The 20,834-nt window shown below is 61.3% G+C and carries 23 protein-coding genes; 12 read left to right on the top strand and 11 right to left on the bottom strand.

Annotated features, from left to right (window positions below; genetic code table 11):
- Positions 1–247: 247 nt before the first annotated feature.
- Positions 248–1,153 carry a tetratricopeptide repeat protein gene (locus tag ABR948_RS14950; RefSeq protein ID WP_428119135.1) on the top strand — a complete coding sequence of 302 codons (906 nt, stop codon included), beginning with the start codon at positions 248–250 and terminating at the stop codon, positions 1,151–1,153.
- A 187-nt stretch (positions 1,154–1,340) separates the two neighbouring features.
- Here ABR948_RS14950 and greA read toward each other — a convergent pair whose 3' ends face one another.
- Both greA and ABR948_RS14940 read right to left on the bottom strand, forming a co-directional pair.
- On the bottom strand, positions 1,341–1,838 hold the full coding sequence (gene greA / locus ABR948_RS14945) for a transcription elongation factor GreA (protein ID WP_428119133.1): 498 nt from the start codon (positions 1,836–1,838) through the stop codon (positions 1,341–1,343).
- 39 nt (positions 1,839–1,877) lie between these two features.
- Complete coding sequence (locus ABR948_RS14940) at positions 1,878–2,900, bottom strand: LLM class flavin-dependent oxidoreductase (protein WP_428119131.1); 1,023 nt, start codon at positions 2,898–2,900, stop codon at positions 1,878–1,880.
- A gap of 192 nt (positions 2,901–3,092) precedes the next feature.
- Here ABR948_RS14940 and ABR948_RS14935 point away from each other — a divergent pair, with 192 nt between their 5' ends.
- Positions 3,093–3,545, top strand: coding sequence for a MaoC family dehydratase (locus tag ABR948_RS14935; RefSeq protein WP_428119129.1), 453 nt, complete (start codon positions 3,093–3,095; stop codon positions 3,543–3,545).
- 227 nt (positions 3,546–3,772) lie between these two features.
- Here ABR948_RS14935 and ABR948_RS14930 read toward each other — a convergent pair whose 3' ends face one another.
- Both ABR948_RS14930 and ABR948_RS14925 read right to left on the bottom strand, forming a co-directional pair.
- The gene (locus ABR948_RS14930) at positions 3,773–4,000 is read right to left on the bottom strand and encodes a hypothetical protein (RefSeq protein ID WP_428119127.1); all 228 of its coding nucleotides are present in this window, start codon (positions 3,998–4,000) and stop codon (positions 3,773–3,775) included.
- Positions 4,001–4,188: 188 nt separating this feature from the next.
- Complete coding sequence (locus tag ABR948_RS14925; protein ID WP_428119125.1) at positions 4,189–4,761, bottom strand: TetR/AcrR family transcriptional regulator; 573 nt, start codon at positions 4,759–4,761, stop codon at positions 4,189–4,191.
- A gap of 587 nt (positions 4,762–5,348) precedes the next feature.
- On the opposite strand from ABR948_RS14925, the gene ABR948_RS14920 reads away from it, so the two are divergent.
- Together ABR948_RS14920 and ABR948_RS14915 are read left to right on the top strand one after the other, a co-directional pair.
- On the top strand, positions 5,349–5,555 hold the full coding sequence (locus ABR948_RS14920; RefSeq protein ID WP_428119123.1) for a hypothetical protein: 207 nt from the start codon (positions 5,349–5,351) through the stop codon (positions 5,553–5,555).
- A gap of 230 nt (positions 5,556–5,785) precedes the next feature.
- The gene (locus tag ABR948_RS14915; protein ID WP_428119121.1) at positions 5,786–5,995 is read left to right on the top strand and encodes a cold-shock protein; all 210 of its coding nucleotides are present in this window, start codon (positions 5,786–5,788) and stop codon (positions 5,993–5,995) included.
- A gap of 455 nt (positions 5,996–6,450) precedes the next feature.
- On the opposite strand, the gene ABR948_RS14910 is transcribed toward ABR948_RS14915, so the two are convergent.
- The 4 genes from ABR948_RS14910 to ABR948_RS14895 all read right to left on the bottom strand — a co-directional run bounded on the left by ABR948_RS14910 (position 6,451) and on the right by ABR948_RS14895 (position 9,767).
- Positions 6,451–7,629: a hypothetical protein gene (locus tag ABR948_RS14910; RefSeq protein ID WP_428119119.1), complete on the bottom strand. Its 1,179-nt coding sequence runs from the start codon at positions 7,627–7,629 to the stop codon at positions 6,451–6,453.
- Positions 7,630–7,988: 359 nt separating this feature from the next.
- A complete protein-coding gene (locus tag ABR948_RS14905; protein ID WP_428119117.1) occupies positions 7,989–8,237 on the bottom strand; it encodes a hypothetical protein in 249 nt (82 codons plus the stop codon).
- A 155-nt stretch (positions 8,238–8,392) separates the two neighbouring features.
- Positions 8,393–8,785: a response regulator gene (locus ABR948_RS14900; RefSeq protein WP_428119115.1), complete on the bottom strand. Its 393-nt coding sequence runs from the start codon at positions 8,783–8,785 to the stop codon at positions 8,393–8,395.
- Between the two features lie 265 nt (positions 8,786–9,050).
- Entirely contained in the window at positions 9,051–9,767 is a 717-nt protein-coding gene (locus ABR948_RS14895) for a Crp/Fnr family transcriptional regulator (protein WP_428119113.1), read from the bottom strand.
- A 466-nt stretch (positions 9,768–10,233) separates the two neighbouring features.
- Between ABR948_RS14895 and ABR948_RS14890 the strand changes: the two genes are divergently transcribed.
- From ABR948_RS14890 to ABR948_RS14875, 4 genes are all read left to right on the top strand, one after another.
- Positions 10,234–10,530 carry a hypothetical protein gene (locus ABR948_RS14890; RefSeq protein WP_428119111.1) on the top strand — a complete coding sequence of 99 codons (297 nt, stop codon included), beginning with the start codon at positions 10,234–10,236 and terminating at the stop codon, positions 10,528–10,530.
- Positions 10,531–10,754: 224 nt separating this feature from the next.
- Complete coding sequence (locus ABR948_RS14885) at positions 10,755–11,171, top strand: response regulator (protein ID WP_428119109.1); 417 nt, start codon at positions 10,755–10,757, stop codon at positions 11,169–11,171.
- A 43-nt stretch (positions 11,172–11,214) separates the two neighbouring features.
- Positions 11,215–11,970 carry a hybrid sensor histidine kinase/response regulator gene (locus ABR948_RS14880; protein ID WP_428119107.1) on the top strand — a complete coding sequence of 252 codons (756 nt, stop codon included), beginning with the start codon at positions 11,215–11,217 and terminating at the stop codon, positions 11,968–11,970.
- 226 nt (positions 11,971–12,196) lie between these two features.
- Entirely contained in the window at positions 12,197–12,523 is a 327-nt protein-coding gene (locus ABR948_RS14875; protein WP_428119105.1) for a PilZ domain-containing protein, read from the top strand.
- 202 nt (positions 12,524–12,725) lie between these two features.
- Here the strand turns inward: ABR948_RS14875 and ABR948_RS14870 are convergent, their stop codons facing one another.
- Positions 12,726–13,055, bottom strand: coding sequence for a hypothetical protein (locus tag ABR948_RS14870; protein ID WP_428119103.1), 330 nt, complete (start codon positions 13,053–13,055; stop codon positions 12,726–12,728).
- A gap of 159 nt (positions 13,056–13,214) precedes the next feature.
- Between ABR948_RS14870 and ABR948_RS14865 the strand changes: the two genes are divergently transcribed.
- Positions 13,215–13,850: a response regulator transcription factor gene (locus ABR948_RS14865; protein ID WP_428119101.1), complete on the top strand. Its 636-nt coding sequence runs from the start codon at positions 13,215–13,217 to the stop codon at positions 13,848–13,850.
- Between the two features lie 301 nt (positions 13,851–14,151).
- On the opposite strand, the gene ABR948_RS14860 is transcribed toward ABR948_RS14865, so the two are convergent.
- The gene (locus ABR948_RS14860; RefSeq protein WP_428119099.1) at positions 14,152–17,661 is read right to left on the bottom strand and encodes a PAS domain S-box protein; all 3,510 of its coding nucleotides are present in this window, start codon (positions 17,659–17,661) and stop codon (positions 14,152–14,154) included.
- Positions 17,662–17,719: 58 nt separating this feature from the next.
- Complete coding sequence (locus tag ABR948_RS14855; RefSeq protein ID WP_428119137.1) at positions 17,720–18,145, bottom strand: response regulator; 426 nt, start codon at positions 18,143–18,145, stop codon at positions 17,720–17,722.
- A gap of 75 nt (positions 18,146–18,220) precedes the next feature.
- Here ABR948_RS14855 and ABR948_RS14850 point away from each other — a divergent pair, with 75 nt between their 5' ends.
- The 3 genes from ABR948_RS14850 to ABR948_RS14840 form a co-directional block, all read left to right on the top strand.
- Positions 18,221–18,514: a hypothetical protein gene (locus ABR948_RS14850; protein WP_428119097.1), complete on the top strand. Its 294-nt coding sequence runs from the start codon at positions 18,221–18,223 to the stop codon at positions 18,512–18,514.
- Positions 18,515–18,634: 120 nt separating this feature from the next.
- Positions 18,635–20,374 carry an L-arabinonate dehydratase gene (araD, locus tag ABR948_RS14845; protein ID WP_428119095.1) on the top strand — a complete coding sequence of 580 codons (1,740 nt, stop codon included), beginning with the start codon at positions 18,635–18,637 and terminating at the stop codon, positions 20,372–20,374.
- A 107-nt stretch (positions 20,375–20,481) separates the two neighbouring features.
- Positions 20,482–20,834, top strand: a 353-nt coding sequence (locus tag ABR948_RS14840) for an RraA family protein (RefSeq protein ID WP_490337841.1), incomplete at its 3' end; no start/stop codon positions are given.

Raw genomic sequence — 20,834 nt, 5'->3', positions numbered from 1 at the left:
TCCCTCCCTCTCCGCCAGCTCGGCTTGCCGAAACGCCTGCCGCGATCCGCAGGCGTTTCACGTTGCTTCCGACCAGTTGCCGTAGATCTTCCGCCATCGGCGGAATCGGACAGGATGTGCATTTAATTGCGACGCACTATAATGCGCGATTGATGCATCAAGTCGCAGGGACGAAGCGCTCGCGGCCAGTGGTGACCCAGCGTGTGCGGTCCCAGAACTTTTTTCGATCGTTGCGGGACTCTACCACATGCCCAGACGACACCCTGTTGTTCAAGTTGTCATCATAGCGCTGACCGTTCTTGCCGGGTCTCCCGTGATCGCCGGTCCGCTTGAGGACGCCTCCGCGGCGGCTCGCGGTGGAGATTATCCGGCGGCATCACGAATGTTTCGAGCGCTTGCGGACCAGGACAACACCTATGCGCAGTACAACCTTGGTGTCATGTACGCGAAGGGCCTTGGTGTGACGCAAGACTCTGCCGAGGCGATGAAATGGCTTCACTTGGCAGCCGCAAAGGGTTTAGCGATCGCTCAGAACGACGTTGGGACCATGTATCGACTGGGCTGGGGTGTAGCCCGGGACGATGCCGAGGCTGTGAATTGGTTTCGCCGCGCGGCAGACCAGGATTTTATGGTCGCACAGAACAATCTCGGCGACATGTACGCCATGGGATACGGGGTTCAGCGGGACTACAGCGAGGCCTTGAAATGGTATCGTCTGGCTGCAGAACAGGACTCTCCCTACGCGCAGAACATTATCGGCATCGCCTACGAACACGGATTCTCCGTGCAGCAGAGCGATGCCGATGCGTTGGCTTGGTATCGCCGTGCTGCAAACAAGGTCTACGACTCAAGTCATCTGACGTTGATGCACGGTCCGCAATACAATCTCGCGGCAATGTATGCAGCAGGGCGCGGCGTCTCAAAAAACAACGTTCAAGCCTACATGTGGTTCACGCTGGCGGCGAAGCTTGGCGATGTCAAAGCACCGGATTTGCCTGGCGTGGCTGCATTCGGTTCGTCGAAGCAAACGGCGTTGGAACAGCGTGACACCGTGGCGGCGCTTATGACCAGCGCCGAGATCGCCGAGGGTGAAAAGCTGGCGCGCGAATGGTCGCCGCATCCGGTTGTGTTCATCAGACCGCAGGCAAAGTAAATGCGATATTTCGCCGTAAACCTTCGCCCTTGCAGGCTGTGACGACACGACGTCGAAAGGTTCCGAGGTGGCCATTGGAGGCCGATGGATTTGATAGGATTTGGAATGGACAACTTGCCAGCTACCACGTCGCCAATCCGATGAGCCCGATGCGGCGCGGGGAATCGATCCGCAGAGTCGTGACGTTTTAGCTACGGGGGTGCACCGCGATAGCGATGATCTCAAGCTCTTGACCGGATGCACCGACGACGTCCCCAACAGCCTTGCCCATCAGAAGCCGTGCCACCGGGGATACGAAGGAAATTGAACCGGCGTTAGGGTCCGCTTCGTCCTCTCCCACGATACGATATTTCTGTACGCGCCCGTCGTCGCGCCTGAAGGTCACCGTGCTGCCGAAGGCAACGGTGTCAGTTGACGCAGGACTGGTGATCACCTGGGCCGAGCGAACTCTGGCCGCAAAGTAGCGCGCATCGCGCAAGGGGGCTGCTGCCTGCCGCCGTCGTTCATTGACGTCTTCGATCTTCTGCGCCGCCTCGTATGCTTCGCGAGCCCGGTGGAGTTGAAATTCCAGAGCCTTCAATCCATCTTCCGTAACAAGATTCGGATGCGGTGAAACCGGGCGGTCGGGCAGCAGCGTCTCCGACGCCGTTTCGGCGCTGTCTTCCTTGGTGAAAGCAACGCTCAAGTCAGACTCCTTTCAAGCGAGCTTTGCCGAGCCAGTTCGCTAACGCCAGCCCAGGGCTGGAGCGATGTGGGTCAAAATCGCCTCGATCACATGCGCGTTGTAGGCAACGCCCAATTGGTTGGGGACGGTCAAGAGCAGCGTGTCGGCCTCGGTGATGGCTTCGTCTTTCCTGAGCTGCTCGATGAGCAGCTGCGGCTCGGCGGCATAGCTGCGGCCGAAGATCGCCCTGGTCCTCTCGTCGATGAATCCGATCTGGTCATCATTTTCGCGCCCGCTCCCGAAATAGCTGCGGTCACGATCGTCCATCAGCGCGAAGATGCTGCGGCTGACCGAGATCCGCGGCTCGCGGGCATGGCCGGCTTCCTTCCAGGCGGCGCGGTAGGCCCGGATCTGGGCCGCCTGCTGCACGTGGAAAGCCTCGCCGGTTTCGTCGTTCTTGAGTGTCGAGCTCTGCAGGTTCATCCCGAGTTTCGCGGCCCAGATCGCCGTGGCGTTCGAGCCGGCGCCCCACCAGATCCGATCGCGCAGGCCATCGGAATGGGGTTCCAGGCGCAGCAGCCCGGGCGGATTGGGAAACATCGGTCGTGGATTCGGCTTCGCGAAGCCCTCCCCGCGCAGCAGGTCGAAGAACACCTCGGCATGACGCCGCCCCATGTCGGCGTCATCCTGGCCCTGCGCGGGTTGATAACCGAAATATCGCCAGCCCTCGATCACCTGCTCGGGCGACCCTCTGCTGATGCCGAGCTGCAGACGCCCGCCGGCGATGAGATCGGCGGCACCGGCGTCCTCGGCCATATAAAACGGGTTCTCGTAGCGCATGTCGATCACCGCGGTCCCGATCTCGATCCGGCTGGTCTTGGCGCCGACGGCCGCCAGCAGCGGGAAAGGCGAGGCCAACTGGCGGGCGAAGTGATGGACCCGAAAATAGGCCCCGTCGGCGCCCAATTCCTCGGCGGCAACGGCCAGGTCGATCGATTGCAGGAGTGTGTCTGCCGCCGAGCGGGTCTGTGATTGCGACGAGGGCGTCCAGTGCCCGAAGGAGAGAAAGCCGATCTTTTTCATGCGGGCAACCTAATGCGGTACACCCAATCAGCCAAGGTTGTTCGGAAAACGCTGATTTAATGCCGTTTTCGAGGGGCCCGGAGAGGGACCGAGAAGCCCTCCCTCTGCGCCAATCCTTGTCGCGCCCGCGCGCCGGGATATCCTTGACGCCATGATCAGTACCACCGCCGCGGCCGGCCGGGAGATGCGCATATGATCGAATGGTTTGACGACCTGTCGTTGGGCATGCGCTTCAAAAGCGGCGAGGTGTCGGTGACCGCCGAAGACATCAAGCGATTCGCCTCCGAATTCGATCCGCAGCCGTTTCATCTCGACGAAGCGGCGGCCGAGAAATCGGCCTTCAAGGGGTTGGCGGCCTCGGGCTGGCACACCGCGGCCATGTGCATGGCGCTCACCATTGCCGTCCGTCCCTTTGGACCGCATCCGCTGATGGGGCTTGGCGTCGACGATTTGCGCTGGATGATGCCGGTGCGGCCCGGCGATGTGCTGCACCTCGAAGGCGAAGTGGTTGAACTGATGCCCTCGCGGACCAAGCCGCAAGGCGTCGCGAAGATCAAATGGACCGCCTACAACCAGCGCGGCGAGGCGGTGTATACTTTCACGCCGATCGGCATCGTCCCACGCAAGCCCGATCCTGCGGGCTGATTTTGCCGTGAACGGAATCGGTCCGCGCACGTTCCCGTCGCCGAGTTCATGCGGCCGCAATCGCTGAAACGAAAATGCCGCCGTTGAGGGGGCCCAACGGCGGCAGTCGAGGCGATGTTGGCATCGGGTAGGCGACCCGCGCCAACAAGCCCGGAGACGGTCGCATCGTTCAATCGGATCCGAGCGCCGACGTTCGTGTCGGCGTCACGTCATACTTAGTGAAGTCCTTAGTGAGCCTGGACCTTCTTGCTGTGAGCACGCACCTTGGCGTGCGAAGTGTCGAGCTGGGCGAGCGCTGCCTCATTCGACCCCTGGGGAGGATCCAGTCGGGTCAACCCGGCGGGAACGCCCTGGGCATTGGCGGGAACGACCGGCGCCACCGTGATCAGCGCAATGAGGGCTACCGATCCGGAAAGGACGATCGCAGTACGGGTGTTCTGGAAAAATTTCGACATGAGGATTTCTCTTTTTCGGTTGACGCGCCACACAACACTCGGATGGATAAGTATAATGATACCGGAATCGCAACTATCAAGGTGACCGGTCACATTAAACTGAAGCCACAAAAACCCCTTATCCTGTTGCGGCGCACTCACTCAATATGACCGGTCAACTTAGATTGTCAACGAATTTAGGATCACATTTATTTCAACAGCACTTTGAAGGTGATGTGAAAGAACTCGTCGATCGGGCCCCGATCCCGCGTGATCTTGAGCCGCAGGGCGACGCCCTCCCAGGCGTTCACCAGGAAGCGTCCGAGTTCACCGGGATCGTGACGCGGATCGATGTCGCCAGCGGCTTGAGCCTCCCGGAGAATGGACTCGACGGCGCCGCACCAGGTCTCGAAAACCAGCCGGAGTTCTTCCCGCATCCGCGGATATTCCTTGGTCATCTCGGTGGCGAAATTGCCAAGCAGGCAACCGCGCTCGAAATTGCAGTTTTCGAATTTGCTGGCCAGAAAAAGGAAATGGCTCTTGAGGCGTTCAAGCGGAGGTTTGGTGGTGTCGAACATGATGTCCGACCCGCTATTTTCGAGATAGCGCCGCAACGTGTCGATCGCCAAAGCTTCCTTGTTTTCAAAATGATTGAAAAAGGAACCCTTGGGAACGCCGGCAGCCTCGGTGATGTCCTGAATCGAACACCCGTGGAATCCGCTGGCGTGCAGGGTTTCCACCGCACTGCTCGCCAGTTTTTCGCGCAAGCTCGGTCTAGCCATTCAAATGCCTCCGCAACGCCTCCCCAGAAGAATCTTCTTTGTAAAGTAACAAATATGCGACCGTTCGACTTTGTTCAACTAAATTCTGGGTAATCTGACCAGTCAGATTATAAAATCTGGTTAAGATAGTGCCCAATCTGCGGCGTTCGCGGCTGCCTAAGCCGGCCGTAAGCGGGTGGCGCGGCAGGCCAGCGCGTTCGTATGGTACGGCGCGATCTCGGCGCCGCGCCGCAGATAGCCCTGCGCAAATGGCCCAGGGAACCGCCCGTAAAAAATCGGCGAGTCGGCCTGATCGTCGTCAGCATGCGCCGGGCTGATCGGTCGGCCCCGGCGCCAGCGCCGATCGGAGCCGTGGGACAGATTTATCCGTGGGATCCCGGCGAAACCGGACCCTCCAGGCCGTTCGCCGTGGCAATCGCCGATCCCGTTCGGCCCCGGTACGGGCCTCGCGCATCTCATTCCGGTCCCTGCAGTAGTTCCTCGAGCGCCCGATTCCGCCGTTTACCCTGGCACCGATCCATCGACGAGAAGTGTTGCGTTGTAAGGGTGTTGCGACTAAAAGCCCGTCAGTAACGGGAAGACAGGCGATGGCCCACAATTTCGCGATCAATGACGACGTTCATCATCAGCTGCAGGGGCCGCAGGGCCGTGCCGGCGTCAAGCAGCGCAGCGTCTATACCATCGTCACCTGCCTGCCGATCGAGGCGGACGGGCGCCCGCGTTACCGCATCAAGAGCAAGACCGAGAACGTCGAACGCGTGGTGACCGAGGAACAGATCAGCCGGCTCGGCTGATCTGGCGCAGGTCGCTTTATTAGGGTCGCTTTATTAGCGTTTTGTCATGTCGCCCGGATTTGCTTGCTATTCCCGGCCTGATGGCGTACACGCCCCTCATTCGAACAATCGATTTGCTTGTTGAACGCGCCGAACCGGCTCCCCTCCCCAAGACATCGCTGAAATCGGATCAAGCTCGCGCGAAGGTCGTGCGGGCACAGTGCGCGTATGCGCAATCTTGGAGAAGTTAAATGGCTACCGGAACAGTTAAGTGGTTCAACGCGACAAAGGGCTTCGGCTTCATTCAGCCGGATGACGGCGGCAACGATGTGTTCGTGCATATCAGCGCCGTCGAGCGTGCCGGCATGGGCTCGCTCAATGAAGGCCAGAAGCTTTCATTCGAATCGAAGCTCGACAGCGCGCGTGGCAAGACCAGCGCGGAAAACCTTCGCGCCATGTGAGGCCAGCCGATCGAGGGATTACCGCGGATGTACCGGGATCTCTGAGGTCGGTTGCGCTTTAACTAGCTGAGATCAAAGCCCGCCGGCGAAACCCGGCGGGCTTTTTCGTTGGGTATTGGATTCTCCGGAAATTTTCCGGACATCGATCCGTTCCGTCGCGCGCTCGCGCGCAGATCGCGCCGCAGGGCCGGCCTTGTCTTGCAACTTATGCCGGCCACCTGTGAAGCATCTCACATCCGCCCGCGGGCTTTGGCGCTATCGCTGCTAGCGTCGGACCACGCCGGCATGAGGGCGGAGCGATGAAAACGCGGCGGATGGCTTATTGGTGGTTCAGGTTCGTCGTCTCAGGACGATTTCTCGACAAGTTTTTCAACCTGCGTCGGGCGAAGCGCTCATAACGCGCCGGCATCCGGCGATGAAGCGACAGCGATCGGCGGCCGACGATCCCGGCCGTTTCAGGCGCCGGATTTTTCGGGCCCGCCGAAGAGCTTCTTGAGCGAGGCTGTTCCCCCCGTCACGGCATCGCGGCCCTTCCACGCCAAATAGGTCAGGCGTCCGGCGAGGGATTGATGGCTGCGCAGGCTGCGCGATCCCAGCACATGGCCGACATTGTCGGGAAAGCGGCTCACCTCGGCTTCGACCAGCGCGGTGATTGCGTTCATCAGAGTGTCGAGCCGCTGTCCCCACTCGGAAGCCTCGAACTGATCGATACGGACCCGCAGCGCGTATTCGGTATCGTAAATGTCGGTCAGAATTTCCTTGGCGACAAGAATCCGGTTGTTTTTGAGCGCGGTGCGCAACAGCGATCGCTTGTCGTCCAGCCGGTCCAGCACCATCGAGACCGTGATGGCATAGGGCGTGGCGGCGACGTCGGCGGCGTTCTTGCTGGCCGCGGACTTGGTGGCGAGGCGGATCAAATGCCAGGAAGTCCGCAGCCGCGCGGCCACCAGCGCCAGCGCGAAGGCAATGTCCGCGGCGTTGTCCTTGCCGAACCCATCCAGCAACTGCGTGATTTTGGCGACCTGCGCGTCGTCGAATTTATCGAGCCGCTCCGGCAGCGCCTTGTTGAACTTTGCCAGGGCCTCGCGCGCGCGCAGAATGCAGAGCATTTTGGTGAGGTCGTCATAGGCGGTCCGGGAAGCCGTGTAGGTCGCGAGTTTGAAGCGGACCTGAGCGGCGATCTCGGGCGAGCGGAGCGTGTTCTCGAGGCTCTTGACGACCTTGGTCTGAAACACCGAGGCCGCCTGGCGGGCTTCCTTCTGCTTGTCGGTGGCGATCAGATTGGTCATCTCGGTCATGTAGTCGCGCGCCATCGTCGGCAACAGATCCCGGCTGATCCATTCCCAGAGCGCGACCAGCGAGCCGCGCTGTACCCGGCCCGAATTGGCATGGTCGGGAGCGCCATCCACCAGCAGAGGTTCCAGCGGGGCGAAAAAATAGCGTTGGGGATTTCCGGCGCGGGCGTGCTTTTCCCCGCCGGCGCGAAATTCCGCGCGCAATTTTTCAACGATGGTTTCGGCGCCGGGGATCTCCGCGCCGCACAGCTCCAGCCGCTCAAGCTCGTTCAGAAGATTGCTGCGCACCGGCGGCGTCAATCGCTGCAGAAATTCCTGGATCCGGTTGGGCTTGATCATTGCAGCATGATTTTTTGCGGTTTAACGAAGCATTAATGATGAGCCCGCTGCCCTCAGGTGGCGCGGTGCAAGCCATCAAAGCAGATCGCCGTAAATTAAGTCGTAAATTAAGCGGTAACAGGCAGCCGCTTGATCTCTCAACTATGGGTTGGTTATGGTCACAATTCAGGCACTTACCGCGCTCTGGATTTTGCCTGGGGGCCGCGAAGGGTGCCCCGGTCAGCGTCGTGGCAAAGGACGCTGGCTCGCACCGCGGGGTGGGCCTGGCATTCGGCAATTGGGGCCGGGATAGCGCGGGGGGCTCGCGGGCGCGAGAGGATCAGGGCGTGGTTACGCGCCTGATCGCTTCAGATCCGGTTCTAGTAAAAGTCTTCCACGAACGCGCGAACACGGGGCGTAGGCCGCAGGATGTTGGTTTTGATCTTGGGCTCGCGCGGGACGATGGTGATAGCCCACCGCGCCGGGTCGCTCGACTTGCGTTCCAGGACAGATCGAACGTGGCCGGTGACCGTCGATCCGCCCGACTTGACGGTGGTGATCCGACCATTGAATTGCGCGATGCGGAAACGCCGGACTTCCTTCTGGTCGGTCGTCTCAAACGTGAACATGCAGCCCTCTTTTGCTGCTATGACTATCGCTGTTGAATGTTAGCCGTGTATGAAAATTCGAAACCGTAGAAGTACGGTCGCGCGATCAGGCTCCGCAGCCGCGCTGCGGGCGTCGTCGGGCATAGGCGCGAGGAATTTCAGCCGCTGGAAGAGGTTTACTCGGTCGATCCCGGGAAAACGGCTTCCATCTTGGTCTTCAGCGTGGCGGCATTGAACGGCTTGACGATGTAGTTGCTGACGCCGGCCTTCTTCGCTGCGATGACGTTTTCGGTCTTCGATTCCGCCGTGATCATGATGAAGGGCGTTTGCGAAAGTTCCGGACTGGCGCGGACTTCCCGCAGAAGATCGTAGCCGGTCATCGGCTCCATGTTCCAGTCGGAAATCACCAGGCCGTACTTCTTGCCCTGCATCTTGGCCAGGGCGGCGGATCCGTCGCTGGCATCATCGACATTCTCGAAGCCGATCTGCTTGAGCAGGTTGCGGATGATCCGGATCATGGTGTTGTAGTCATCGACCACCAGGATCGGCATCGACAGATCAAAGGCCATGTCTCTACTCCGCACCGTTCACGCGTTGCCGAACCCGAGTGAAATCCTCGTGGTATTTGAAGAATTTCGACGCTCTCCGCCAAGCGTGCCCGTCAGCCCTCTGAGCATTAGCAGCGGTCATTAAACAGCCCGTTAATTCGGAACCGAATAAATTTGCCGCCGGCAGCGCCTGCTGCAACCCCTGTATGCGGTATCGCGGCATCTGAACGCTTGGGTTGGCGTCCGCGCGACAATGCCGCCGCGGCTCGGCCCTCGGCCGACCCGCTTACGCCAGGCAACGGGGACGGAGCAATCTGTCGTACTGCGCCTTGACCGTCGCGTAGCATTCGCAGGCGGTCTTTCGCAGGCCGTTCGGATCGGTGATCTCGATGTGCCCCCGGCTGTAATGGATGAGATTGGCCTGCTGCAGGGTGTTGGCCACCAGCGACACGCTGTTGCGGCGCGCGCCGATCATCTGCGCCATCGATTCCTGGGTCAGAATAAATTTATCGCTTCCGGACAGGTCAAGAGTTTGCAACAGACATCGCCCCAGCCGGGACTCCACGGTGTGCGAACTGTTGCAGCCCGCGGTCTGCTGGATCTGGGTGTAAACCGCCAGCCCGTGCCGGGTCAGCGTTGTCCGGAATGTCGCGCTATGGTCGGCCGCGGCCCGGAGGCGGTCGATGTCCAGCGTCGAGGCGACACCGGGGACCAGCACGACCGCGCTGTTCAGCGCAGTCGGATCGCCAAGGGCGGAGAAGGCGCCAAAGATACTGTCGCGGCCGACCATGGCGACCTGAACGTGCTCACCTTTTGCGAGTTTGACGACCAGCGAGATCACGCCACTGTGCGGCAGGTAGGCGCGCTTGAGCGTTTCACCGACCTCGACCAGCAGCGATTCGGAGGGGAGATCGACGGTCCGCAGATGGGGGCGGATCAATTCGAAATCGTCAGCAGGCAGCGATGCCAAAAAACCATTGGGTGATCGAGGAACCGATTCCATGGTGGCCTCCTTACGGGAGTACGACCAGCCTCGCGGATTATATATGTACGCTATCCGCCACACGGAAGTGAGAACTACGTGCGACGTTCGGAAGATACACGCGATGTTGGGAGCGACTTGAAGGTGCGTCAAGCAATCTGCCCGGCGTCGGCATATGCGTATGCGGCAGGAGACCTGCCATGTTTTCGTCGTGACAATGCGTTTGGGCAGAAGATCTGCACCGGACATTGGGTCGGCCGGGTACGCTGCGCGCGGGGAAATTCGCGGGGTCGGCTGCGGGGCTCCTCTGCACAACTCGTGCGTGGCCATACCGTCAAGGCAATGGGCAAAGTTGTAAATCACCCCAATGCACGTTGGAGGGCAGACAGCCTGCCTCAGGTGTGGCGAAAATGAGAACAACACACTGATTCGCGACGACAAAAATCGTCGCGCAATGCCGGGCTGGAGAACACGGCAGGAAGCCCTTATGCGACGCGATATGATCGTCGGCGATGATCGACATATTTGCTTCGTCGTGCATTTATGGGTCAGTGGGCTGGTCTCATGGTCGCGCTCGCGCTTGCGACGCATTATGGCCCGCCTCGTCGGCGCGACGGGCGGCCTGCGCAAGAGCTTCAGGCCGGCGACATGGCTCGACGAGGTCCGGCGGCCGACGGGGCTCATCGCAAATATCTCGTTGCTGCCGCTGCGGCGAAGGCGCCGTCAGAATCAATGCGCTGAAGCGCAAGAACACGTCTTCAGGAAACTGCGAGAGGAGTGTTGACGGGTTGAGCTATTGGGCTTCGATTGGTGTCAGATTGGTCCGGCGGAGAGTGCAAGAAGGCAACTCGCCGGTTTCCGACATCGATCGGCATTTCGCGATGTGGATGCATCGGGAGTTCCGATTCGGCCTGGGGATTCAACCCAAAAACAGGGATTGGAGAGGTGCGCGTGTCGTATGATTCAGAGGGTGCCGAGTCGCAAAATGCTCAACCGCGGGGGGCCAACATGCCGCGCATTCTTGTGGTCGACGACGATCCAATGGTCTGCATGGCCATCGAGATCTATCTCGAGCGGCACAGCTTTCACGTGACGATCGCCGATGGTGGCGAAGCCGGGCTTCGGGCCCTCGAGGGCACCAGCTTCGATCTGATGATCGTCGATATCTTCATGCCGCATATGCGCGGCTTCGAGTCGATCCGGATTTTTCACGAACGTGCGCCGAGCGTTCCGTTGATCGCGATGTCCGGCTACGCTTTCGCCAATCTCGACACGCCGGCTCCGGACTTCCTGAGGATGGCCCTCGAGCTCGGAGCCACGCGCTGTCTACGCAAGCCGTTCACGCCGGTGGCGCTGCTGACGGTGATCAACGAATGCCTGGCGGACGCAGGGTCACGTTTCGCAGCGACCGCTCAGTCGAGATAGCGATCCACGGGGAGGGGCAGGGAATAGCAGGGGAACCCGGAATATGCTTCAGAAGTCCCTGCCTGCAGAAACAGAAACCGCCGAAGCGCAGGACTGTCCGGCCCAAAGAATGGAGATCGTCGGCCGGCTCGCCGGCGGCATCGTCCATGACTTCAACAACGTCCTTACGGTCATCACTGGAACGATCGGAATCCTGGCCGAGGCTGTCGCCGACCGGCCTGATCTCGCGGCAATTGCCAGATTGATCGACGAGGCCGCCACCCGTGGCGCCAACCTGACGGCGCATTTGCTCGCGTTCATGCGCAGCCAGCCCTCGCAACCATGCGAGGTCGACGTCAACGCGCTGCTGGTTGACGCAGCCCGTTTGCTTCGTCCCATGCTCGGCGAGCAGATCGAGATCGACACCGTCCCGGCTCCCAGTGCTGCCTCCGCTCTGGTCGATCCCAGGCGGCTGATGACGGCTATACTCAATCTCGCGATCATGGCGCGCGACGCCATGCCGGAGGGAGGCAAGCTCACCTTCGAGACCGCGAACGCCGGGACTGGGAATACCATGGCCGATGAAGGCCGTTTCGGCGCTGACGTTGAAGTCTCTGCCGGCGATGAAGTCATGGTCGCGGTCAACGCCTGCGGCGTTGGGGTTTCCGCCGACCGTCCGGATCGAGCCGATCTCGATATGGATATCGACATGGTCCTGGATATCGTCAGGCCGACCAGTGGCCGTGTCAAAATGGATCACGAAGCCGGGCACGGGACGTCGGTGAAGATCTACCTGCCTCCGGCAAAAGGCTTCGTTTAACCGCTGGCGGACGCTTCCAGCAGGAGGCGGTGAAGCGATCCCGAACGTCGGGGATGAGGCCTGGGTGCGGGCCCTAGGGCCGGCTTAACCCGCAATTCCACGGGTGCCGAAATTAAGGCGAATATTAAGCAAGGGAGGCTATCGGTTGCAAAGAAGGCGCGCGGCACGCGCCACCCGGCAGCAATGCCGGCCCCGAGATCGGCTCGAACGTCCGGATCAATGACAGATGGCAGATGATAACAAAGGCCCGGAACGCGTAACGTTCAGCCGCGGATATGGCGTCTGCATCATGGGCATTGACGGGACCTGGCGCCGAGACTGTTTCCTCAACGCCATATCGGACACCGACGCTATCCTGACCGTCGAAGGCTCCATTCAGGGCCTCAATCTCAAAGAGTTCTTTTTGCTGTTGTCGTCGACCGGTCTGGCCTACCGCAGGTGCGAACTGGTCCGTGTCAACGGTACCGAGATCGATGTCCAGTTTCTGAAGGCCAGGAAAAAGAAAAAGCGGCCGGGCGCCGCGTCCAATCAAGATGTCAACATGGGCGGTTGAAGCGCGGGTGCTTGACCAGAGCCTTTTTCGTTTCGATTGAATCGGAACGGAAGCGCTAGTTGCTAGTTTGACGCGTTTTCTTCACGCGAACCGGTGTCCACGGAGCCTGTCATCGGGCGCGCATTCACGCGACCCGTTGGCTGGAAAACGCTCTAGACCAGGTCCGGCGTTGGCACGGCCGGACCGCCTTAAGCGCAACGCGTCAAACAAACCGGTGGCCCTCGCCCCCCTCTGGTTCAGGCTTCGACGACGTGATCTCCTGCAGCAGATGAAGGGCTACGCCCAGGCCCACATTGGAAGCGTTCAGCGCCGCATTCGCCTGCACATAGCGCGGCGTGACATCGTCCAGCACGACAATGCTGGCCGCCGCTTCCGGACCACCGAACGCCGCTTCGCGGGCGATCGCCGTTTCGATCAGCTTCATGTTCGCGTGGACCTGCTCGACCAGGGACCCGAGATTTGATATGATTGAAGTGCAGCCGTCGGTTCGACGGTCGGATTGGGCCGAAGTGTAGTCTGCCGTATTTTGCATGAATTGAGCTCCTTGATACTTTCTTTTAGTGTCGCCGTCGCTACTTGTGCGTTAAGCATCGGTCCCGTACGATTACGGGAGGGCACGCTTGTGCGTCGCGTGCAGTGCCGGTCGGCGAGTGAGTGAAAGACATTTTTCACTGTCTATGGGCGATGGTACATGACCGAGAAACCACTCAGCCGCGGCGAGATTTTCGTGGTCGACGACGACCCTGCCGTCCGCGAAACTCTATCCGTGGTGTTGTCGGCAGCAGGCTACCGGGTCGTCTGTTTCGCGGATGGCGCCGCGTTGCTGGCGGTCGCGCGAACCCGGACTCCCTCCTGTATCCTGCTCGACGTGCACATTCCCGGTAAGTCCGGCCTTGATGTTTTGAAAGAGCTTCACGCCGAGGACTATCCCGCGCCGATCTTCATCATCTCCGGGCGGGGCGACATCGCCATGGCGGTCAGTGCGATCAAGAATGGCGCGCTGGACTTCCTCGAAAAGCCGTTCCGGGGCAACGAGATTGTTGCACGGGTGGATGAGGCGATCGGGGCCTATGCGCGGCGAAAGGCCGAAGATTCCGCGTCAAGAATGGAATCGCTGCATTTTCCCGGGCGAGAACCTTTGACGCGGCGTGAACGCGAAGTTCTGGAGCGATTCGCCGCCGGCGCTTCCAACAAGGAAGCCGGCCGCGAACTCGGCATCAGCCCGCGCACGATCGAGGATCACCGCGCCAATATCATGAAAAAACTCGGCGCCAAGAATGCGGCCGATCTCATTCGAATTGTGCTGACCGCCTCGCGCGCCTCCTGAAACCGCGCTTCCTCAGAGCGTTTTCCAGCCAACGGGTCGCGCGAATGCGCGCCCGATGACAGGCTCCGTGGACACCGGTTCGCGTGAAGAAAACGCGTCAAACCAAGAACTAGAGCTTCCGTTCCGATTCAATCGGAACGGAAATGGCTCCAGAGCATGATCCGGAAAAGTGGAAACCGGTTTTCCCTCGCGGCAAACGCCAGAGGCGTTGGCGCGGAGATCATGCTCAAACAACAAGATGGACGACGAGCATGATTCAACCCAGTTGAATCATGCTCCAGCCTTAGTCATCGCACGGCGTTCAGCCGGCGAGCGCCTTGCGGATCATTCCGGCCAGCTCCGACTTGCGATATGGCTTCGCGAGCAGCGCTACGCCGGTGTCGAGCCGGCCGTGATGAATGATCGCATTTTCGGTGTAGCCCGAGGTAAATAGCACTTTCAAACCGGGCCGGCCCCTTTGTATCTCGGTGGCGAGCTGACGGCCGTTCATGGTGCCCGGCATGATGACGTCGGTGAAAAGCAGATCGAACGGGTGGCCTGCTTCGACGATGCCGAGCGCTTCTGCCGCATTCGCCGCATCCAGCGTGGCGTAACCCAGCGAATGGAGTTGCGCCAACACATAGTCTCTCACCAGCCTGTCGTCCTCGACCACAAGGATCGTTTCGTGGCCGCCCTCAATAGCCGCGGTTGGGGTGGTGTAGGCTGTCACCGAAGCTCCGGTACCGGGCGGCAGGTACATCTTGACCGTCGTGCCGTGGCCCTCCTCGCTATAGATCTTGATGTGCCCCGCGGATTGTTTGACGAAGCCGTAGACCATGCTCAGGCCGAGGCCGGTGCCCTTGCCGGGTCCCTTCGACGTAAAGAACGGGTCGAATACCTTGTCCAGAATAGAAGCTGCAATGCCGGTGCCGGTGTCGCTCACCGCAATCAGGATGTAGTGGCCGGAGCGAACGTCGCCGTGCAGGCTTGCGTAATTTTCATCGAGAAAAGCCGACCCGGTCTCCAGGATAAGCTTGCCGCCATCGGGCATGGCGTCTCGGGCGTTGAGGGCGAGATTGAGAATTGCGGTCACGAGCTGATTGGGGTCGACGGTCGCCACACATACGTCGTCCTCAAACGCCGTTTCAATCGCGATCTGTTCACCGAGCGTGGGCCGCAGCAGCTTCGTGGTGTCGAGCAGCAGCATATTGATGTCGGTCTCCCGCGGCTGAAGCGGCTGCTTGCGGGCGAAAGCCAGAAGGTGCTGGGTAAGATTTGCGCCGCGTGAGGCGGCTTCGTCGATCATCATGGCGATGGCTGCGAGTTGCGGCTCGTTCGCGACCGCCCCGGCCAGTATTTCGATCGTTCCTGTGATAACTGTCAGGATATTATTGAAATCATGGGCGATGCCGCCGGTGAGCTGGCCGACGGCTTCCATTTTTTCGGCCTGGCGGATGCGGTCCTCCGCCGCGATCTTGTCGGTGAGGTCCCGCACGAAGGTGTTGAAGACAAAGCCTTCGCGCGTTTTCAGCGCGGTGACGCTGACCTCGGCCCTGAATTCCTTTCCGTCGCGTCTGCGGGCCGTGACTTCGTGGCGGCCTCTGGAAACTTCGGTTTGCCCGGAGCGCAGGAAGCGTTCCAGCGCAGCCTTGAGGTCATCGCGCTCCGCGCCGGCGAAAATCAGGTCGAGCACGTTCTTCCCGAGCGCTTCCTGGCGCGGCCAGCCGAAGACCGCCTCGGCCTGCCCATTCCAGCTGAGGATGCTGCCGCGCTCGTCGATCTGGTAGAACGCGTCGAGCGCGATATCGATGATGCCGCGCGCCAGTTGTTCGCTTTCGCGCAATGTTTCCTGGGCCCGCCGGCTTTCGGTCATATCGCGGCCGACAAAGAAATATCGCCTGACCGGCTCCGACCATGTGCCCATCCACGACAGCGTCACGATTCGTCCGTCCTTATGAATGTAACGTGAATCGGTATGCTGCGCGGGTCGTCCGCGCCGTGCCAGGCGCATTTCCTCGCGGCTGATGTCGAGGTCGTCCGCATGCAGGAACTCGCTCGCATTGTGACCGACCATTTCTTCCGGCGTGAATCCCAGGATGGTTTCCGAGCTTGGGCTCACCTGAACCAGGATCCCGCCGGGATCGATCACCAGGACCAGGTCCTGGGAAGTTTCAAAGATGCGACGCCGCTCCTCGATCTGCTGAGTAAGTGATTGCTGGGTTCGCTTGCTTTCAGTGATGTCGCGGGCCGTCGTGGATGCACCAATGATCGTCCCCGACGGGGCCTTGATCGGCGATACGCTGAGCGAAACCTCGACAGCACTGCCGTCTTTTCGCGTTCGCACGGTTTCAAAGGGCTCGACTGTTTCGCCGCGAGCGGTCCGGCGCAGGATGTCCTGCGACTCGTCGGATCGATCGGGAGGCACGAGGAAAGCGATTTTCCTGCCCACCGTTTCCGCCGCGGCATACCCGTACAGGCGTTCCGCCGCCGGGTTCCAGCCGGTGATCTCGCCGTCGAGGGAGTAGGTGACGACGGAATCGTTGGAGGATTCCACCGCGGCGCTGAAGATACGCTCGCGCGTCGCGTGATGGTCGCGCGCGGCTTCGGTGCGGCGATGTTCCATGACCTCGCGCTCCAGCTCGGCGGTTTTTGCATTCGCCTCGCTCATCACGCGCGCAAACGCCCGCGCCAGCACGCCGGTCTCGCCGGTCGCATCGACCGGTATCGCAACCGGATTGTTGCTGCCGGCTCCTTCAACGGCCGCCGTCAGGCGACGGATTGGTCCGGTCAGCGAGCGCGCGACAAATACCGCCAGCGCGGCCGCGCACAATACCGCGATCAGGCCGACCAGCGCGGTGGTGTGTTGGATGGTGGCGGCTGGCGCCATCAATACCGCGTTCGGAACGGTTTCGATGACCCCGATCCATTCCTCGCCAGCCAAAAGGGTGGGCGCGAGCGCTATTCCAGCCGGCTGGCCGGCTTGGTCCGGCGCAATACGCCCGATGCTTTGCGTCGCTCCGATCGACGATGCCAGGTCCGGAAAGTCTGCCGGCCAGCGGATCGACAGGCCCAGTTCCGTGCCGAATTCGCGCGCGGGATCCGGATGAACGAGATAGTCGCCCCGTCGATTGACGACGTAGATCCCTCCGCCTTGCCGTACCGATGAGCGGACCCGGTCGAACGCCGGCCGCATGTCGATATTGATGACGATGATACCGAATGGCTTGCCGTCGGGCCCCGGCAGCGGCGTGGCAATGCGCAGGGTCGGTACATGGGGTGTTTCGATCACACCCATCTCCTGATTGAGATCGACTGCCGAAACGTATATTTCGCCCGGCTGCAGGCTGACCGTGTCCGTGAAATAGGGCCGATCGCCCTTTCTCTGCAGCTGCGCATCGGGGACAAGCCGAATTGCGCCGCCCGGCCCGGAACGGTCGACGCGAACGATTTCGCGCCCGCCATCCTCAATGCCGATCAAGCGAAACTGCGCGTAGGCCGGCTTGGCTTCGAGTTCGGCGAACAGGCGCTGTGCGACCCGCTCGCGCCATGTCTGTTCGGAGATGCCGTCGAGGGGATCGATACCCCCGGCCAGATGGGCGCGAATCGACCCCTTGAGGGCTGTCGCAGACCGAAAGCTGGCGATGTCGCCACGCGCACCGCGGACATAGGATTGCAATTCGAAGGCGACGAGCCGCGAATGCGTCTCGGTCCGATCGAGAACGCGCGGCAGCAGGACCTGTTGCAGGTTGCTATAGCTCAGCCATCCGACCGCGGTTACCGCGACCGTCACCAGCAGACTCATCGCGAGCGCCAGCCTGGCTGTCAGCGTCATCTTCGCTCTCGCGCCATTTGGCGCCCAACCGGGCAGAACAGCCGACACTGTCCTCGCGTCAAAGGTTCGGAGCAATATTACCGGTCACGGTGGATGACGATAAGCGTTTCGCGGCTTCAAGACAACCGGCAACGGCCGCCAGCAGAGCGGCCGGTTTGAACGGCTTTTGCAGGCCGCGGATCGCGCCGAGCTTGGTAGCCATGCCCAGGAAATCCGGTCCTGATTCATACGGCGCGGGCCGACCGGAGATCACGACGATCGGGACCAGCGGCTGGTGCTGGTGAACGAGCCTCATCGTTTCCAGCCCGTCCATTCCAGGCATGAAGATATCGAGAAACACCAGATCGAAATCTCCGGCCTCGAATATCGCGAGACCTTTGCGGCCATCGCCTGCGACGACAACGGTGTGCCCGGCCCGTTCCAGCAGCAGCCGGATCGTCGCCAGAACCGCAGGTTCATCGTCCACGATCAGAATTCTTGCCACGGCCGATCTTCCAAGACTCAATGACAAGTTGTGAATCGGTTGCGGTTGCCGCGCAAGCACTTCCTCAGCCGTAAAGTGGCCGAAAGTGGCCTATGCACGATTCAGGGAAGAGCTGGTCAGGGAATAGCTGGCCATGCCGGGTGTAGCCAACGGCGAGGCGATCTTCGTCGGGATCATTCACGATCTGAACTGGCGCGTGAGATCCGGCCGGGCCTGCCCGTCGTCTATAGTTCCGGCTACGCGCTGGAGCTGCTGACCCAGCAGGGTCGCGCCCGCGCGCGGGCGATCCTTCTGGTCAAGCCGTACCGCAAGGCTGAACTGGCGGAGCGGCTCAGGGAAGCCCTGACGACAAATCTCATGGTTTCCTGAACCTCGGCTCGCAGGGCCCGGACGGGTCTTGGCAAAAATCACGAGATCGATCCGCGCGGGGCTTGCTCCGCATCGATCGCCTGTGAGAAGACCTAAGCAAGGTCTAGAACAGGTGTCGCCATGACAGACAAGAAAAAAAGCCCGGAAACGCTGCGCAGCGCGCGCTGGTTTGCGCCCGATGATCTCCGCGCCTTCGGCCATCGCTCGCGCGCCATGCAGATGGGGTATGCGCCGGAAGAATGGAAAGGCCGCCCGGTCATCGCGATCCTCAATACCTGGTCGGATGCGCAGCCCTGCCACATGCATTTCAAGAGCCGGGTCGATGACGTCAAGCGCGGCATCCTGATGGCCGGCGGCTTTCCGATGGAATTGCCGGCGCTGTCGCTGTCGGAATCGTTCCTGAAGCCGACCACGATGCTCTATCGCAATCTGCTGGCGATGGATGCCGAGGAGCTGTTGCGCGGCCACCCGGTCGACGGCGTGGTGCTGATGGGCGGCTGCGACAAGACCACGCCGGCGCTGCTGCTTGGCGCCACCAGCATGGGGCTGCCCGCGATCTATCTTCCCGCCGGTCCGATGCTGCGCGGCAACTGGAAGGGCAAGACGCTGGGTTCGGGCTCCGATGCCTGGAAATACTGGGACGAGCGGCGCGCGGGGAAAATCTCCGACAAGGACTGGGTCGATGTCGAGGCCGGCATCGCCCGCAGCTACGGCACCTGCATGACCATGGGTACCGCCTCGACCATGACCGCGATCGCCGAATCGATCGGCATGACGCTGCCGGGCGCCTCGTCGATCCCGGCGGCGGATTCCGGCCATATTCGCATGAGTTCGGAAAGCGGCCGCCGCATTGTCGAGATGGTCTGGGAAGATCTGACGCCGAAGAAAATCCAGAGCCGCAAGGCATTCGAGAACGCCATTACCGTGGCGATGGCGATGGGCTGTTCGACCAATGCGATCATTCATCTGATCGCGCAGGCGCGCCGCGCCGGCCAGGACATCGGGCTCGACGATTTCGAGATCGCCAGCCGCAAGGTGCCGGTCATCGCCAATGTCCGCCCGAGCGGCGACAAATATCTGATGGAGGATTTCTATTATGCCGGCGGGTTGCCCGGACTGATGAGCCGCATCAAGAATCACCTGCATCTCGATGCCATGACGGTGACCGGCAAGACGCTCGGCGAGAATATCGCCGATGCCGCGGTCTATAATGACGACGTGATCCGGACGGTCGCGAATCCGATCTATGCCGAAGGCGCGCTCGCGGTGCTCAAGGGCAACCTCGCCCCCGATGGCTGCGTGATCAAGCCCTCGGCCTGCGAGCCGCGCTTCCTCCGGCATACCGGGCCGGCCTTGGTGTTCGACGATTACCCCTCGATGAAGCAGGCGATCGACGATCCAGATCTCGACGTCACGGCCGATCATGTGCTGATCCTGCGCAATGCAGGCCCGCAGGGCGGACCGGGCATGCCGGAATGGGGCATGCTGCCGATCCCGACCAAGCTCGTGAAGCAGGGCGTGCGCGACATGGTGCGGCTGTCGGACGCGCGCATGAGCGGCACCAGCTATGGCGCCTGCATCCTGCACGTCTCGCCGGAATCCTATATCGGCGGGCCGCTGGCGCTGGTGAAGAGCGGCGACCTGATCACGCTCGATGTCGCGGCGCGCACCATCAATCTCGACGTCGGCGAAGCCGAACTCGCCAAGCGCCGCGCCGCATGGCAGGCGCCCGAGACCCGCTTCGAGCGCGGCTACGGCTGGATGTTCACCAAACACATCAGGCAGGCCAATGAAGGCTGCGATTTCGATTTTCTGGAAACCTCATTCGGCGCGCCGGTCGGCGAGCCGTCGATTTATTAGGGCACACCGTCATTCCGGGGCGCGCGAAGCGCGAACCCGGAATCTCGAGATTCCGGGTCTGGTCCTTCGGACCATCCCGGAATGACAGCAACCGGGATGGATAAATCATGACAAAACTCAGCGACGTCACCCGCAACAAGCTGAAGACCATCAGCACCGCCACCGTGGCCACCGCGCTCTACAAGCGCGGCTTTCGCACCCAGTGCATTCAGGACGTGCATCCGCTCAGCCTGGATCAGCCGACATTGGTCGGCGAAGCCTTCACGCTGCGCTACATGCCGGCGCGCGAGGATCTCAACACGCTCGAGGTGTTTCGCGATCGTTCCCACCCACAGCGCAAGGCCATCGAGGATTGCCCGCCCGGCGCGGTGCTGGTGATGGACAGCCGCAAGAACGCCCGCGCCGCGTCCGCCGGCGCCATTCTGGTGACGCGGCTGATGCAGCGCGGCGTCGCCGGCGT

It is taken from the genome of Bradyrhizobium sp. (assembly GCF_050014615.1).
In the GTDB taxonomy this organism is placed as follows: domain Bacteria; phylum Pseudomonadota; class Alphaproteobacteria; order Rhizobiales; family Xanthobacteraceae; genus Bradyrhizobium.
This window is presented reverse-complemented; position numbering and strand designations above follow the sequence as displayed.

Bases quoted from the DNA above. Each gene is read 5' to 3' on its own strand.
- ABR948_RS14865 (WP_428119101.1), top strand. From the start codon at position 13,215: ATGACCGAGAAACCACTCAGCCGCGGCGAGATTTTCGTGGTCGACGAC.
- ABR948_RS14925 (WP_428119125.1), bottom strand. From the start codon at position 4,761: ATGGCTAGACCGAGCTTGCGCGAAAAACTGGCGAGCAGTGCGGTGGAA.
- ABR948_RS14880 (WP_428119107.1), top strand. From the start codon at position 11,215: ATGCTTCAGAAGTCCCTGCCTGCAGAAACAGAAACCGCCGAAGCGCAG.
- ABR948_RS14905 (WP_428119117.1), bottom strand. From the start codon at position 8,237: ATGTTCACGTTTGAGACGACCGACCAGAAGGAAGTCCGGCGTTTCCGC.
- ABR948_RS14870 (WP_428119103.1), bottom strand. From the start codon at position 13,055: ATGCAAAATACGGCAGACTACACTTCGGCCCAATCCGACCGTCGAACC.
- ABR948_RS14860 (WP_428119099.1), bottom strand. From the start codon at position 17,661: ATGACGCTGACAGCCAGGCTGGCGCTCGCGATGAGTCTGCTGGTGACG.
- ABR948_RS14915 (WP_428119121.1), top strand. From the start codon at position 5,786: ATGGCTACCGGAACAGTTAAGTGGTTCAACGCGACAAAGGGCTTCGGC.
- ABR948_RS14920 (WP_428119123.1), top strand. From the start codon at position 5,349: ATGGCCCACAATTTCGCGATCAATGACGACGTTCATCATCAGCTGCAG.
- ABR948_RS14895 (WP_428119113.1), bottom strand. From the start codon at position 9,767: ATGGAATCGGTTCCTCGATCACCCAATGGTTTTTTGGCATCGCTGCCT.
- ABR948_RS14910 (WP_428119119.1), bottom strand. From the start codon at position 7,629: ATGATCAAGCCCAACCGGATCCAGGAATTTCTGCAGCGATTGACGCCG.
- ABR948_RS14885 (WP_428119109.1), top strand. From the start codon at position 10,755: ATGCCGCGCATTCTTGTGGTCGACGACGATCCAATGGTCTGCATGGCC.
- ABR948_RS14935 (WP_428119129.1), top strand. From the start codon at position 3,093: ATGATCGAATGGTTTGACGACCTGTCGTTGGGCATGCGCTTCAAAAGC.
- ABR948_RS14950 (WP_428119135.1), top strand. From the start codon at position 248: ATGCCCAGACGACACCCTGTTGTTCAAGTTGTCATCATAGCGCTGACC.
- ABR948_RS14900 (WP_428119115.1), bottom strand. From the start codon at position 8,785: ATGGCCTTTGATCTGTCGATGCCGATCCTGGTGGTCGATGACTACAAC.
- ABR948_RS14940 (WP_428119131.1), bottom strand. From the start codon at position 2,900: ATGAAAAAGATCGGCTTTCTCTCCTTCGGGCACTGGACGCCCTCGTCG.
- araD (WP_428119095.1), top strand. From the start codon at position 18,635: ATGACAGACAAGAAAAAAAGCCCGGAAACGCTGCGCAGCGCGCGCTGG.
- ABR948_RS14930 (WP_428119127.1), bottom strand. From the start codon at position 4,000: ATGTCGAAATTTTTCCAGAACACCCGTACTGCGATCGTCCTTTCCGGA.
- ABR948_RS14875 (WP_428119105.1), top strand. From the start codon at position 12,197: ATGGCAGATGATAACAAAGGCCCGGAACGCGTAACGTTCAGCCGCGGA.
- ABR948_RS14890 (WP_428119111.1), top strand. From the start codon at position 10,234: ATGCGACGCGATATGATCGTCGGCGATGATCGACATATTTGCTTCGTC.